Origin of the sequence: Kribbella shirazensis (assembly GCF_011761605.1) — a bacterium.
Lineage (GTDB): Bacteria > Actinomycetota > Actinomycetes > Propionibacteriales > Kribbellaceae > Kribbella > Kribbella shirazensis.
The window spans coordinates 7,961,020-7,974,597 of record NZ_JAASRO010000001.1; the positions used below are offsets into that span (position 1 = coordinate 7,961,020).

Below are 13,578 nucleotides of genomic sequence, written 5' to 3' on the forward strand. Positions count from 1 at the left end.
GGTGGCGGACGGTGGCTGCTACAGACGGGTTGGGCGGGCAGGGGGCGGGCCGGCGTAGGCGGGCGCGCCTGCTCGGGCGCGAGCACGAACGCGCCGTCCTGGATCGGCTGGTGGTCGAGGTCCGTGGCGGTGCGAGCCGGGTACTCGTCGTCCGCGGCGAGGCGGGAGTCGGGAAGACCGCGCTGCTCGACTACGCGACCGAGTCCGCCACCGAGCTGCGCGTCCTCCGCGCCATCGGCGTCGAGTCCGAGATGGAACTGGCCTTCGCGGCCCTGCACCAGTTGTGCCTGCCTCTGCTGGATCGCATGGACGGGATCCCGGAGCCGCAGCGCCGTGCGCTCGCGACGGTCTTCGGGCTCTCTCCCGGTCCCGCTCCCGATCGCTTCATGGTCGGCCTGGCCGTTCTCAGTCTCCTCTCGGACCTGACCGGGAAGGAGCCGGCGCTTGTGGTGGTGGACGACGCCCAGTGGCTCGACACCGCGACCGCCCAGACCCTGGGCTTCGTCGCCCGGAGGCTCGGCGCCGACGCGGTCGGCCTGCTGTTCGGCGCGCGGGAGGTCGGCATCGAGCTGCACGGGTTGCCCGAGCTCGAGGTCGACGGGCTGCCGGACGAGGAGGCACGCGCCCTGCTGGGATCCGCCGTCGAGTTCCTGCTCGACGAACCGATCCGCGACCGGTTGGTGGCGGAGACCGGCGGCAACCCACTGGCTCTGCTGGAACTGCCGCGCGGCCTGACGGCGACGCAGCTGGCCGACGGGTTCGGCCTGCATGGCGGTCGCGGCCTGTCCGGACGGATCGAACAGAGCTTCCTCCGCCAGGCCGAAGCCTTACCGGCACCGACCCGGCAACTGCTGCTGGTCGCGGCGGCCGAACCGGTCGGCGATCCGGTGCTGGTACGACGTGCCGCGGACAGGCTCGGCATCGACGCGGCGTTCGCCGAGATCGACGGCCTACTGAGCCTGGGCGAGCGGGTCGCGTTCCGGCATCCGCTGGTCCGCTCGGCGTTGTACGGGTCGGCTTCCGCGGCGGAGCGACGCGCAGTACACCTTGCGCTGGCGGAGGCGACGGACTCGGTGTCCGACCCCGATCGGCGCGCGTGGCATCTCGCGGCGGCCGCGACCGGGCCCGACGAAGAGGTTGCCGTCGAGCTCGAGCGGTCCGCCGATCGTGCCCAGGCCAGAGGCGGCTTCGCGGCGGCTGCCGCCTTCCTGCAACGGGCGGTCGCGTTGACGCGCGACCCGGCACGTCGCACCGGGCGTGCCCTGGCCGGGGCACACGCCAGCGTCCAGGCCGGCGCCTTCCGGACCGCCTGGGCATTGCTGGCGACGGCCGAGGCGGGACAGTTGGACGATCTAGGTCGCGCAAGGGTCGATCTGCTACGCGCCGAGGCCGCCTTCGCACAGCATCGCGGCCGCGATGCGCCGGCGTTGCTGTTGCGCGCGGCGCAGGCGCTGGAGTCGCTCGACGTACGACTTGGGAGGGACACGTACCTCGATGCGTGGAGCGCCGCGCTCTTCGCGGGCCGGCTCGCGGGTGCCGTCGGGCTGCGCGAGGTCTCCGTCGCAGCCACGACGGCGCCGCGACCTCAACCCAGCAACGGGCAGCGCAGCTCCGACATCCTCCTCGACGGACTGGCGCTCGTGTTCGCCGAAGGGAGGGACCGCGCGGTGCCGTTGCTCAAGCAGGCTGCGACGGCGTTCGGCGGACCGGATGTCACCACCGAGGAGGTGTTGCGCTGGGGTTGGCTCGCCACCGCGGCCGCCGCCACGGCGTGGGACTTCGAATCCTGCGTGGCCGCCGCCACCCGGCAGGTCGTGACGGCCCGGAGCGCCGGTGCGCTCGCGGTGCTCGCGGTCGGCGTCAACGTGCTCGGCCAGGTCGTCGCGCTCGCCGGAGACTTCGCCGAGGCGGACTCGCTGCGGGCGGAGGCCGACGCGGTCCGCGAAGCCACCGGCGCGCACGTGCTGCCGTACGGCGCTCTGGTGCTGTCCGCGCTCCGCGGCCGCGTGGACGAGGCGTTCCCGTTGATCGACGACACGATCGCGCGCGCGACGGCCGAGGGTCAGGGCACGGCGGCACAGTACGCGCGCTGGTCGAAGTCGGTCGTGCTGAACGCGTTGGGCCGCCACGACGAAGCGTTGCCCTGGGCAAGCTTGGCCGCCGAGGACACGCCGGAGCTGTTCGTGTCCTCCTGGGCGTTGTCCGAGCAGGTCGAGGCCGCTGCCCGGAGCGGACGCGGTCCCGAGGCTGCTGCCGCGCTGAAGCGCCTTCAGGACAACACGACGGAAACGGACGAGCCGTGGGGCCGCGGCCTCGAAGCACGCGCCCGTGCGCTCGTGGAGCAGGAGGCCGGCGCGGAACGCGCGTACGGCGAAGCGATCGAACTGCTCAGCGGCACCCGCCTGCACCCCGACCTCGCTCGTACACATCTGTTGTACGGCGAATGGTTGCGCCGCCAGAGCCGAAGAGTCGACGCGCGCGAACAGCTGCGCACCGCCTACGAGCTGTTCACATCCATCGGTATGGAGGGTTTCGCCGATCGCGCCCGTCGCGAGCTGCAGGCGACCGGCGAGAGCGTCCGGAGACGCACAGCAGGACTGTCGGCCGGCGAACGGCTCACCCCGCAGGAACGTCAGATCGCCCTGCTCGTCCGCGACGGCCTGTCGAATCCCGAGGTGGGAATGCGGCTGTTCCTCAGCCCCCGGACGGTCGAATGGCACCTGCGCAAGATCTTCGACAAGCTGTCCATCACCTCACGCCGGCAGCTGCGGGACGCGCTGCCCGAGGCCGAATACGAAACCGCGACCGGTTAGTTCCGCAGGAGCTGCTGGCCGCCGTCCACGTCGTACGTCGCACCTGTCAACGCACTGTTGGTCATCAGGTGGACGATGAGCCCCGCCACGTCCTGCGGACCGACGACGCGCCCGATCGGCAGCGTCGCCCGTAGTTCCGCACGGCGTTCGTCGAGCCCTTCGCCCAGCAGCCGCGCGGACAGCGGGGTGTCGACGAAGCCGGCCGCGACGGCGTTGACCCGCAGCGGAGCGAGCTCGAGCGCGGCGTTGGCGGTCAGCGCGGACAGCGCGACCGTGGCGATCGCGGCCATACTCAGACCGACCCCGGGACGCCGGGCGCCGGTTCCGCTGATGAACGTCAGCGAGCCGCCGCCGCGGACCCTGCCGCTGCACAGCCGGGCGATGCGCAGCGCGCCGACCACGTGCTCGTCGACGAAACGCCGTGCCTGCTCGAAGTCGAGGTCCATGATCGGCGCATAGAACGGACCGCTTCCACTGACCAGCACGTGATCGATCCGCGGCAGGCCGGCGAAGAACGCGTCGACCGCCGGCGGGTCGCCGAGGTCCACTGTCGCCACGGTGTCCGCCCCGACATCACCGGCGGCCTCCTCGAGACGCTCGCGGTTGCGTGCGGTGAGGACCAGGCGGGCGCCGGCCGCCCCGGCCAGCCGCGCAGTCTCCAGACCGATACCAGAACTTCCGCCGAGCACGACGACGAGCTGTCCTTTCAGGCCGTCATCCCGTTGCATCATGCTGTCTTCCTTTCCGTTCGGCCGAGACAGGTAGCGCGCACCCGTGCACCCGCGGGGTCGTCGACAGCTGCGTGGCCGGCGGGCGGCCACGCGCCACGAACAGCATGGTGATCACGGCGGACACGACGCTGACGGCGGCCATCACGAGCATCGCCGTCCGGTACCTGTTCGCGAGTGACTGCGCCAGGTCGTTCGAGTCGCCGACACCGAGCAGGGCCGGAACGAGCGCGATCAGCACGACTCCACCGACGCGCGACGCGGCGTCGTTGATCGCCGACGCCTCACCGAGATCGGCGTCGTCGACGGCCGCGAGGACACCTGCCGTCAGCGGTGCGACCGTGAGACCGACACCAAGCCCCCACAGCAGCGCGCCCGGGAGGATCGCTCGCACGTAACTGTCGCCCGGCTGCGCAGCGGACAACCACACGAAGCCACCGGCCACGATCAGGATGCCGACGGTCATCGGCCAACGGACGCCGAAGCGCGCCACCAGGCCGCCGACGAGCGGCGAGACGACCAGGAACACGACCGACTCCGGAATCAGCGCCGCGCCGGCCGCGGTGGCGCTGTAGCCCAGTCGCAGCTGACACTGCAGCACGACCAGGTAGCTGACGGCCGAGAGCGCGCCGTAGAACAGGATCGTCGCGGCGTTGATCGCGACGAACTGTCGGATCCGGAACAGCGCGGTCCGCAGCATCGGCGCCGACCGCCGCTGCTCGACCGGGACCAGAACGGCCAGACACACGACACCGACCGCGGCCGAGACGAGCACCTCCGCGCTCGTCCACCCGGCGGACGGTCCCTCCGTCAGGGCGTAGATCAGCCCGCCCAGCCCGAGGACGGCCAGCAGGGCGCCGGCGAGGTCGAGGGACAACGGCCGGCGCGCTCGGTAGACTTCGGGCACGCTCCGAAGGATCCAGCAGGCAGCCACGATCAACGGGACGTTCAGCAGGAACACGTACCGCCAGGAACCGTGGTCGACAAGCCATCCGCCGGCGTACGGGCCGAGCGTAGTACCGAGCGTCGACAGACCCGCCCACACGCCGATTCCCCGGGCCCGGTCGACCGGCCGGAGCGTCCCGTTGAGCAGGGCCAGACTGCTCGGCACGACCAGTGCGCCGCCGGCGCCTTGGACCACCCGAGCGGCGATCAGCGCCGCGACGTTCGGAGCGGCCGCACAGCACAGCGACGCAACGAGCATGACGACCAGCCCGGCGACGAGGACGCGCCGCCATCCGAAGTGGTCGGCCAGCGCTCCGGCGAGCAGCAGCAGGGCCGCAACGGTGATCAGGTAGCCGGTCAGCACCCACTGGAGTTCACTCACGCCGGTGTGCAGATCTCGGCTGATCGCCGGTACGGCGACATTGACCATGTAGGCGTCGATGAAGCCGACCATCGACGCGAGCACCGTCGCCGCGATCAGAGCGGCACCTGAGCTGCTCCGCAACGCGATCGGCCCGACGGCGTCGTGTGACGCGTCCCGCACCTGTCCCGCAGTCATGCCGTCAGGATCCGGCGCGCGGTCCCGGGTTCGACCCCGTGAAGGTCCCTGGTCCGGCCGACCAGGGAGTTTCCCTGGCTCGGCCGGTCACCGGTCGGGCGAAGCTCGTCTCGTCGATCCTTCCGAAGGGAGCCGGGACCATGGACGAGCCGGAGTACGACGTCATCGTGCTCGGGGCCGGTGCTCCGGGAGAGCACTGTGCCGCCGCGCTGGCCAAGGGCGGTGCGCGCGTCGCCGTCGTCGAACGCGAACTGCTCGGCGGCGAGTGCTCCTACTGGGCGTGCATCCCGTCGAAGACGCTACTGCGTCCCGGTGAGGCGCTTGCCGCCGCGCTCGACGCTCCCGGCGCCCGCGAGGCCGTGACCGGTTCCCTCGATCCGCACGGCGTCATGGCCTGGCGCGACTTCATGGTGTCCGACTACGACGACTCCGGGCAGGTGTCCTGGGCGAAGGGCGCCGGCGTCGAGGTACTGCGCGGCCACGGCCGGATCGCCGGGCCGCACACGGTCGCCGTGGACAACCAGACCTACACCGCCGACCACATCGTCATCGCGACCGGTGCGGACCCGGTGATTCCGCCGGTACCCGGTCTGCGAGAGCTGCCTGGGATCTGGACCAACCGCGACGTCACCGGCTTGGTCGACGTGCCCGATCGGTTGCTCGTGCTCGGCGGTGGCGCGACCGGCGTCGAGATGAGTCAGGCGCTGGCCCGGATGGGTTCGGCGGTGACGCTCATCGAACGCGGTGAGCATCTGCTGCCGCGCGAACCCCGCGCGGTCGGCGAGGCGGTCGCGACAGCGCTCGCCGCGGACCACGTGGACGTGCGGACCGGTGTGGGCGCCGAGCACGTGCGGCTCGTGGATTCGTCGTACGTGATCGAACTCAGCGACGGGACCGAGATCCATGGCGACCGGGTGCTGGTCGCGACCGGCCGGCGGCCGCGCGTCGAGGGAATCGGGCTGGAGACGGTGGCGATCGCGGCGAACCCGAGGGGTATCGAGGTCGACGCGAGACTGTCGGCGGGACCGGGGCTGTGGGCGGTCGGCGATGTCACCGGGATGTGGCAGCTCACGCACGTCGGGGAGTACCAGGCCCGGGTTGCCGCGAGCAACATCCTGGGCAGGCCGCGGACGGCGGACTACGAGGCGGTTCCCCGCGTCGTGTACTGCGACCCTCAGGCGGCCTCGGTGGGTGCGGCGGACGCGGCGTTCGTCAGTACCGTCCAACTGTCGGGCATCGCACGGACGGCGACGTACCAGCGCTCGTACGACACCCGACCGGGGTTCCTCACGATCGTGTCGGACGGGTCGGTGATCACCGGCGCGTACGCCGTCGGCCCGGAGGCGGGCGAGTGGCTCCAGCAGGCGACGCTGGCGATCCGCGCGAAGGTGCCGTTGGAGGTGCTGCTGGACGTCATCCAGCCGTTCCCGACGTTCTCGGAGGCGTTCCTGCACGTGTTGCGGGACCTCGAGGGACAGATAGTCGCCGGTGGATCGTCACGAGTGTGATGCCGGCAGATCGGGTGTCAACGAATTCAGGAGGACAGCATGAGTACCACAGCAGTACCGGCAGACGGATCGGGCGCCGCGCCCGTCGACCTGAAACTCGAGGCGGTGGTCGTCCCGGTCGCGGACGTCGACCGGTCGAAGGAGTTCTACACCGGCCTCGGCTGGCGGTTGGATGCCGACTTCGCCTTCGACAACGGGTTCCGGGTCGTGCAGTTCACACCGCCGGGTTCGCCCGCGTCGGTCCAGTTCGGGAGCAACATCACCGCCGCCGAGCCCGGTACGGCGCAGGGGCTCTACCTGGTCGTGTCCGATGTCGAGGCCGCGCGCGCGGACCTGCTGCAGCGCGGCGCCAAGGTCAGCGAGGTCTTCCACCCCGGCGCGCCCGGCGCCCAGTTCGAGACCGGCGACCCCGACGACCGCGTCCCCGGCCCCGCGGACGAGCGGTCGAGCTACGGTTCCTTCGCCACCTTCACCGACCCCGACGGCAACACCTGGCTCCTCCAGGAAGTCACCACTCGCCTGCCCGGCCGGGTGAACCCCGCCGAGGCGACGTACACCTCGGCGGAAGACCTGCAAGCAGCCCTCGAACGCGCTGCCGCCGCGCACGGCGAACACGAGACCCGCACCGGCCGGCCCGACGAGAACTGGCCCGCCTGGTACGCCGCCTACATGACCGCCGAACGCACCGGCACCGAGCTCCCTCAGTAAGCAGCGAACCACGCACAGTCGGCACGCAGACAGCAGAACGCGCAGGCCAGATGAGATCTGACCTGCGCGTTCCTCACAGGGGTGGAGGTGGCGGGAATCGAACCCGCGTCCTTCGGCGTTGCTTCAAGGCTTCTCCGGGCGCAGTCTGAATGGCGCTTTTCTCGGCCCCAGCGTTTGTACAGACATCTCGCTGACAGGCCCAGTCACTGTAAATGTCCCGTGCTAGCCCCGTGACCGGGCTAACAAAGCAAGCTTCCTAGCTGAGGCCAGGAACCGGGTCGGAAGCATCCCCGGGCTGACCGCTTCTTTAGATGCTCAGGCCGTCAGGCGGCGAGAGCGAAGCTACTGCGCTTAGCGTTGGCAGTTATTGGTTTCCAGAGATCGTTAACGAGATAACCCTGGATCCTCGGCCCGCTTCCCTTGGAACAGACGTCCAAAGTCGAAACCGTTCACCCCCTGTTGAGTTGTCAAACTCCCACCCGTACCGCGGTGGAACCTCCACACTATCAAGTCCAACAGACTGCCCGCACCTGACATTCCCGCCGGGCCTACTTGATCAGGCGGAGGGTGAACGGGTAGCGGAACTTGCTGCCGGCCGCCGTGGCCAGGCCGCCGATTCCGGTCAGCAGGAACCACAGCATCCCGAGCACCGGGAACAGGAACCCCAGGAACCCGTCGGTGATTCCCGTCATGATCCCCAGCAGCGCGAACGCCCCGAACGCGGTCAGCTGGAAGTTCAGTGCCTCGACCGCGTGCCGGCGTACGGCGGGATTCTTCTTGCCGGTCGTGGCGACGACCACCGCCGGGCCGACGAAGAACGTCGGGTACCCGAGCCAGTGGGCGACCGTGCCCATCCCCCGCCCGTCACCGCGGTAGGTCTGCAGCGGCGCCGGACGCGTGAAGGCCGCCGGTGCGTACGTCGGCACCGGCCGGGACACGAGCCCGTCGAACGTGCTGTTGAGTTCGGCCCGGGTGCGCGCCTTGAGCGCCAGTTCCAGCCGGCCGTCGAACTCCATGTGGTCCAGCCGACCGTCGGCGTACATTTCTTTCAGGATCTCGACGGCCCGATCCCGCTGGACCGTCGTCACCAGCAGCTCTGAAGTGGACATACTCCCACTGTGCGCGCCCACGGCCGCCCGCCCCATCGGGTGCAGCCCGGACCGACCCCTGACCCGACCCCGGAGCCCCGAAGCCTGTCGGCTCAGCGCACCTGCCGGCCGTAGTCCGCGAGGACGAAGGGCGGGATCAGGTCGACGACACCGCTCAGTACAGGCAACGCCGCCAGAGCCTGCGGCACGGTCCAGGGCTTGGCCGCGAAGGCGACGACCAGGTTGCCGGAGACCCGGAGGTTCACCGGCGGCCGGGCGAGCAGCCACTCCATCATCCGGGGGTGCAGCATCGCCAACGCATAGCGGTCATCCGCACCGACCACCCGGAACCGCCGGTTGAAGTCCTCACTCTCCACCTCGACCCGCGACGTGCCCGGCTCGACGACCGCACCGTCACCGACGACCGAGGCGGGCCCGATGGCCAGCTCCGGTAACCGGACGGGCAGCTCGATCGCGACCAGGTGATTGACCCAGGTGGTCGGCAGATAACGGCCCCTGGTCGTGTGGACGAACTCTGCCATCCGGATCCGGCGGCCCTGGTACTCGCCGACCAGGATCCGGCGCAGCTGCCCGTCCGGCGCGAAGATCCGGCAGCCGGCCGCGTGGAGCTGGCCGTCGGCGTCGGTCCCCGGGCGCCAGCCGTATCGTTCCGCGCCGGCCTGCTCGCGGGCGAGACGGGCCTGGGCCCGGTCGACCCACGGACCGCCGACGCGCGCGATCAGCCAGCCGAAGAGTACGGCGAAGCCGATGAACACGGCGAATCCCACCTGAAGTCCGGCCCAGGCGTGGAGCCAGCGGGGCACCGAGACAGCGAGCACGGGTTTCTCCTATGTCAAGCCGCGGCCGCGAGTCCGGTTGCGGTCGCGGTTGACGGGTTGTTCTTGAGGGTGTTGAACACGACTCGTGCGAGTCGTCGCTTGAGGCAGCGCAGGGCCTCGGTGGTGGAGTCGCCGGCCGCGAGGCGTTTGTCGTAGTAGGCCTTGCCGAGGCCGCCGAGACGGATCTGGGTGACCGCGATTCTGTGGAGAGCGGCGTTGAGTTGGCGGTTGCCGGATCTGTTCACCCGGACCCGGCCGGCGGTGCGGCCGGACCAGACAGGGATGGGAGCGACACCGGCGTGCATGGCGTACTTGGCCTCGTGGGGGAAGCGGGTGATGCCGGCGGTCTCGCCGACGATCTTCGCCGCGGTCAGGGTCCCGCAGCCCTCGAGTTCGAGCAGGGCCGGGGCCTGGACGGCCACCAGCGCGGCGATCTCGGTCTTGAGCGTGTTCACCCGTGCGGTGAGGGTCTCGATATCGGTGAGAAGTTCCCGGGCAAGCCGGGCGTCGATCCCGGACCGGTCTGCGAGCAACTCGGCCATGCATCGCCGGGTCTTGGCCCGGTTCAGCGATGCGGGCGCCGGATCGACGGTGGGGTCGATGCGGTGCAGGTGCCAGCGGAACCGGTTGACCACCTGGGTCCGCTGTGCGACCAGGTCGTCGCGGTGATCGACCAGCAGTTTCAGCTCCCGCGACGCCTCGTCATGCGCCGCGACCGGCAGATCCGGTTCGCGCAGCACTGCCCGCGCGACCGCGAGCGCGTCGATCGGGTCCGACTTTCCCCGGGTCCTGGCCGTGCGTCGCTGTTCAGCCATCAGCTTCGGCGGCACCCGCACCACATGCTGCCCGGCTTCGAGCAGATCGATCTCCAGCCGCGCCGAGAGATGCCGGCAGTCCTCGATTCCCCACCTGATCCCGGCCCCGCAACCATCCCCGCAACCATCCCCGCAACCATCACCGGAATCCCCGGCGGCACCGAACTGGGCCTGGGCCCACCGCACCGCCTTGTCGTGCCCTGTGCTGTCGGCCCGCACCGTGAGCTGACCCAGCTTCTTGCCGGTCTCGTCGACCGCGACAAACGTGTGGCTGTGCTTGTGCACGTCGGCCCCAACAACCACCTGCGACGCCTGTGACAGCTGTGACAGCTGTGACACCATGGTGGTTGCCTCCTTTCACCCTGATCAGTGACTGGACGGTCGGACCGGCCGGCGGACACATCTCAGTGGGGGCGATGCCACGCTCCTATCAAGTCACGCCGGTCGGTCCCTTCACACCCGGCGCCGGCAAAACCCGTGGACGCCAACCCGCAGGCGGCAGCCAACCTAAGAGCCAGACACCGGATGCTCAGGATCCAACCACCGCGTGAGCGGCAGCATCACCCTGACACTGATCGCAACCTAGCCGACCCCGAGGTCTGCGCGCGGCGGACGCGCTACCCCCGCCGGCGCTCCGAGAGGGCTCGTTGGGCTTCGCGGCTTGCTTGGCGTTCGGCCAGGGCGTGGCGTTTGTCGTAGTCCTTCTTGCCTCGGCCGGTGGCGAGCTCGACCTTGGCGTAGCCGTCCTTGAAGTACAGCGACAGCGGGATCAGGGAGACACCCTGCTGCTCGACTGCGCGGATCAGCTTCTGGACCTCGTCCTTGTGCAGCAGCAGCTTGCGGGTACGGCGGGGCTCGTGGTTCGTCCACGTGCCGTGTTTGTACTCCGGGATGTGCATGCCCTGCAGCCACAACTCGTTCCCGCGGACGGCGGCGAAGGCGTCGACGAGGGAGGCCCGGCCCTGCCGCAGGGACTTCACCTCGGTCCCTGTCAGCACCAGCCCGGCCTCCACCACGTCGTCGATGTGGTAGTCGTGTCGCGCCTTACGGTTCTGCGCGATCGGCTTCTCCCGGCCGGACTGTTTCACCATCCGGCCAGTATCCCAGATCGGTCAGAGCCACTTCATCGGATTAACCACGCGTCCGTCCTGGTAGACCATGAAGTGCAGGTGGCAGCCGGTCGAGTAGCCCGTGGTGCCGACGTACCCGATGATCTCGCCCCGGGAGACGCGCTCGCCGACGCGGGCCTTGTAGCGCGACAGGTGGTTGTACACCGTGGTGACGGACGAGCCGTCGATCACTCCGTGTGAGATGAACAGCCGGTTCCCGTAACCGCCGTTGTAGTACTTGTCCGTGACGGTCCCACTGGCGGCCGCGCGGATCGGCGTACCGCAGCCGCCGCCGAAGTCGGTTCCGTCGTGCAGCTTCCAGTACCGCAGGATCGGGTGGAAACGCATCCCGTACGGCGACGTGATGTAGGTGTTGACCGGCCTGCTCAACCGTCCGCCGTCGGAGGACGGCGGCGGGTCGTCCGGGATGGTGCGCGGCTTCCGCTTCTCCCTGCGCGCCTTCTCCCGCTCGGCCTTCTCGGCTGCCGCCTTCCGGCGCGCGGCGGCCGCCTTCTCGGCCTTCGCCCGCGCGATCAGGAGCTGCTCGACCCGGTTCCGCTCCCGCAGCAGCGCGTTGTACTGCGCCAGCTCGGAGTTCTTCTCCTTCTCGGCGGCCTTGAACGCGGTCAGCTTGACCTTCGCGATCGCCGCGGCCTCGGCCCGGTCGGCCGCGACCTGCTTGGTCAGCGCCGTGACCCGCTGCACCGTCGCGGCGGCCTCGGCGCGCGCACCCTCGGCGGCCTTCTCCGCTGCGGCGACCTTGACCCGCTTGCTGGCGAGCTGCGCCTGCGCGTTGTTCAGGTTCGAGATCGCGTTGCCCTGGATGCCGAACACGTTCCGCTGGACCTGCATCCCGGTGGCGATGTCGGCCGGCGCGGCACCCCGCAGCGCGATCGACAGCCCGACCAGGCCGTTCTGCTGCTGGTACGCCGACCGTACGGCGCGACCCGCGACGGACCGCTTCTCCGCGATCAGCTTCTCGCCGGCCTCGACGTCGGACACCGCCGTACGCAACGCCGCCTCGGCCGCGGCGAGCTTGCCCGCGGCGACCGCGTCGGCGGCCTTCGCGGCGGCGAGCTGCCCCTGCGCGGCGGCGTACCGGACCTGGACGGCCTGGTACTTCGCCGTGGCCTGGTTGTACGCGGCAACGGACTTGCCGAGCTGGTCGGAGGCCTCGGCCAGATCAGCCTTGGACTGGTTGATCTGCGACTCGAGTTGTTTCTTCTTGGCGGCTGGATCCGGCGGTTTCGCCTCCGCGGACGGAGCGGACGGAACCGCGGCCAGGACGCCGGCGGACAGGGACAGGACAAGGCAGCAAGCGGCAACCACCGTCTGCCGGCCCGGCGGTCGCGTGCGTGATCGCGGGTGCGGCTCGGTGGCGGTGCCGGTGCTGTCGTCTCGCTTGATGCTCCCCCGCTGACGCGGGTTCGCACCGGGGAAGTGCGGGACCACAGGTCGACCCCTTGCTCTGGATGAAGTTGTGCGGTACAGGAGTTACTGCTGTGACTCCTGATACTGCACGATAGGTCACCCAGGTCAGACTTTGAGGTATTTCCGCGTTGTCAGGAATGTCGGGATCACGGCGAGGATCACGCCGACGACCACCATGTAGAGCATGGCGCGGAAGGTCTCGGTGGTGCCGATCCACTGCCAGACCCGGAACGTCTCCTGGGCCCGCTGCATGACTACGAGGTACACGCCGAGCCACAGGGTGCCGCAGGCAAGCACCGCGCCTATCAGCGCGGCGAGCACCGCTTCCAGCAGGAACGGTAGCTGGATGTAGAAGTTCGACGCGCCGACCAGGCGCATGATGCCGATCTCCCGTCTGCGCGCGTAGGCCGCCAGCCGGATCGTGTTGAAGATCTGCATCAACGCCGCGACCAGTAGCAGACCGGCTGATATCAAGGCGCCGATCTGCAAGCCGTTCAGGGCCTTGAACAACGGATCCAGGTACTGCCGCAGGTCCTGGACGGTGTCGACGCCGGGCAGGCCGGCGACCGCGCTGACGAGGTTCTGGTAGCGCTGCGGATCCTTGAGCTTGACCCGGAACGACTCCTGCATCTGGTCCTCGGTGACCGTGCTGACGATCGGCGAGTCCTTGTACAGCTTCTTGAACGACTCGAACGCTTCCTTCTTCGACTCCGAGAACACGCCGTCGGGCGCGGTGTCCGGGTTCGACTGGATGACCTGCTGGATCCGGTTCTTCTGCTCCTGGGTCACCTCGGTCCCGGAGCAGCCGCGGCCGCCGGAGTCCTTGGTGCACAGGAACACCGAGATCTGGATCTTGTCGTACCAGTTGCCCTTCATCAGCTCGACCTGCTGCTGCGCGAGCAGCGCGCTGCCGAACAGCGCCAGCGAGACCCAGATGGTGACCACGACCGCGATCGTCATCGAAAGGTTCCGCTTCAGGCCGATCCCGAGGTCGGAGAGGATGTAGTTCAGGCGCATTCTTCAGTCATTTCCTGT

General features: G+C 69.6%; 11 protein-coding genes and 1 other RNA gene. 3 read left to right on the forward strand and 9 right to left on the reverse strand.

Annotated features, from left to right (window positions below; all coding sequences use genetic code 11):
- The first annotated feature begins 11 nt into the window (after positions 1–11).
- Complete coding sequence (locus tag BJY22_RS37925) at positions 12–2,813, forward strand: AAA family ATPase (protein WP_202891449.1); 2,802 nt, start codon at positions 12–14, stop codon at positions 2,811–2,813.
- Here BJY22_RS37925 and BJY22_RS37930 read toward each other — a convergent pair.
- Together BJY22_RS37930 and BJY22_RS37935 are read right to left on the reverse strand one after the other, a co-directional pair.
- Positions 2,810–3,544: an SDR family oxidoreductase gene (locus tag BJY22_RS37930; RefSeq protein WP_167216695.1), complete on the reverse strand. Its 735-nt coding sequence runs from the start codon at positions 3,542–3,544 to the stop codon at positions 2,810–2,812. The genes BJY22_RS37925 and BJY22_RS37930 overlap by 4 nt on opposite strands.
- Entirely contained in the window at positions 3,528–5,045 is a 1,518-nt protein-coding gene (locus BJY22_RS37935) for an MFS transporter (protein WP_167216697.1), read from the reverse strand. The genes BJY22_RS37930 and BJY22_RS37935 overlap by 17 nt, the downstream gene beginning before the upstream one ends.
- 140 nt (positions 5,046–5,185) lie before the next feature.
- On the opposite strand from BJY22_RS37935, the gene BJY22_RS37940 reads away from it, so the two are divergent.
- A complete protein-coding gene (locus BJY22_RS37940) occupies positions 5,186–6,553 on the forward strand; it encodes a dihydrolipoyl dehydrogenase family protein (RefSeq protein ID WP_167216699.1) in 1,368 nt (455 codons plus the stop codon).
- A gap of 39 nt (positions 6,554–6,592) precedes the next feature.
- Positions 6,593–7,261 carry a VOC family protein gene (locus BJY22_RS37945; protein WP_167216701.1) on the forward strand — a complete coding sequence of 223 codons (669 nt, stop codon included), beginning with the start codon at positions 6,593–6,595 and terminating at the stop codon, positions 7,259–7,261.
- 79 nt (positions 7,262–7,340) lie between these two features.
- On the opposite strand, the gene ssrA is transcribed toward BJY22_RS37945, so the two are convergent.
- The 7 genes from ssrA to ftsX form a co-directional block, all read right to left on the reverse strand.
- Positions 7,341–7,718, reverse strand: a transfer-messenger RNA (tmRNA) gene (gene ssrA / locus BJY22_RS37950).
- Between the two features lie 91 nt (positions 7,719–7,809).
- Complete coding sequence (locus BJY22_RS37955) at positions 7,810–8,370, reverse strand: DUF1707 and DUF4870 domain-containing protein (protein WP_167216703.1); 561 nt, start codon at positions 8,368–8,370, stop codon at positions 7,810–7,812.
- A gap of 92 nt (positions 8,371–8,462) precedes the next feature.
- On the reverse strand, positions 8,463–9,188 hold the full coding sequence (locus BJY22_RS37960; RefSeq protein WP_167216705.1) for a DUF3137 domain-containing protein: 726 nt from the start codon (positions 9,186–9,188) through the stop codon (positions 8,463–8,465).
- Between the two features lie 14 nt (positions 9,189–9,202).
- A complete protein-coding gene (locus tag BJY22_RS37965; protein ID WP_167215696.1) occupies positions 9,203–10,345 on the reverse strand; it encodes an IS110 family RNA-guided transposase in 1,143 nt (380 codons plus the stop codon).
- Positions 10,346–10,620: 275 nt separating this feature from the next.
- The gene (smpB, locus tag BJY22_RS37970; protein WP_167216707.1) at positions 10,621–11,094 is read right to left on the reverse strand and encodes an SsrA-binding protein SmpB; all 474 of its coding nucleotides are present in this window, start codon (positions 11,092–11,094) and stop codon (positions 10,621–10,623) included.
- 21 nt (positions 11,095–11,115) lie between these two features.
- Positions 11,116–12,564 (reverse strand): peptidoglycan DD-metalloendopeptidase family protein, encoded by a 1,449-nt coding sequence (locus tag BJY22_RS43195; RefSeq protein WP_167216709.1) that lies wholly within the window; start codon positions 12,562–12,564, stop codon positions 11,116–11,118.
- Between the two features lie 84 nt (positions 12,565–12,648).
- A complete protein-coding gene (gene ftsX / locus BJY22_RS37980; RefSeq protein ID WP_167216711.1) occupies positions 12,649–13,560 on the reverse strand; it encodes a permease-like cell division protein FtsX in 912 nt (303 codons plus the stop codon).
- Positions 13,561–13,578: the final 18 nt, after the last annotated feature.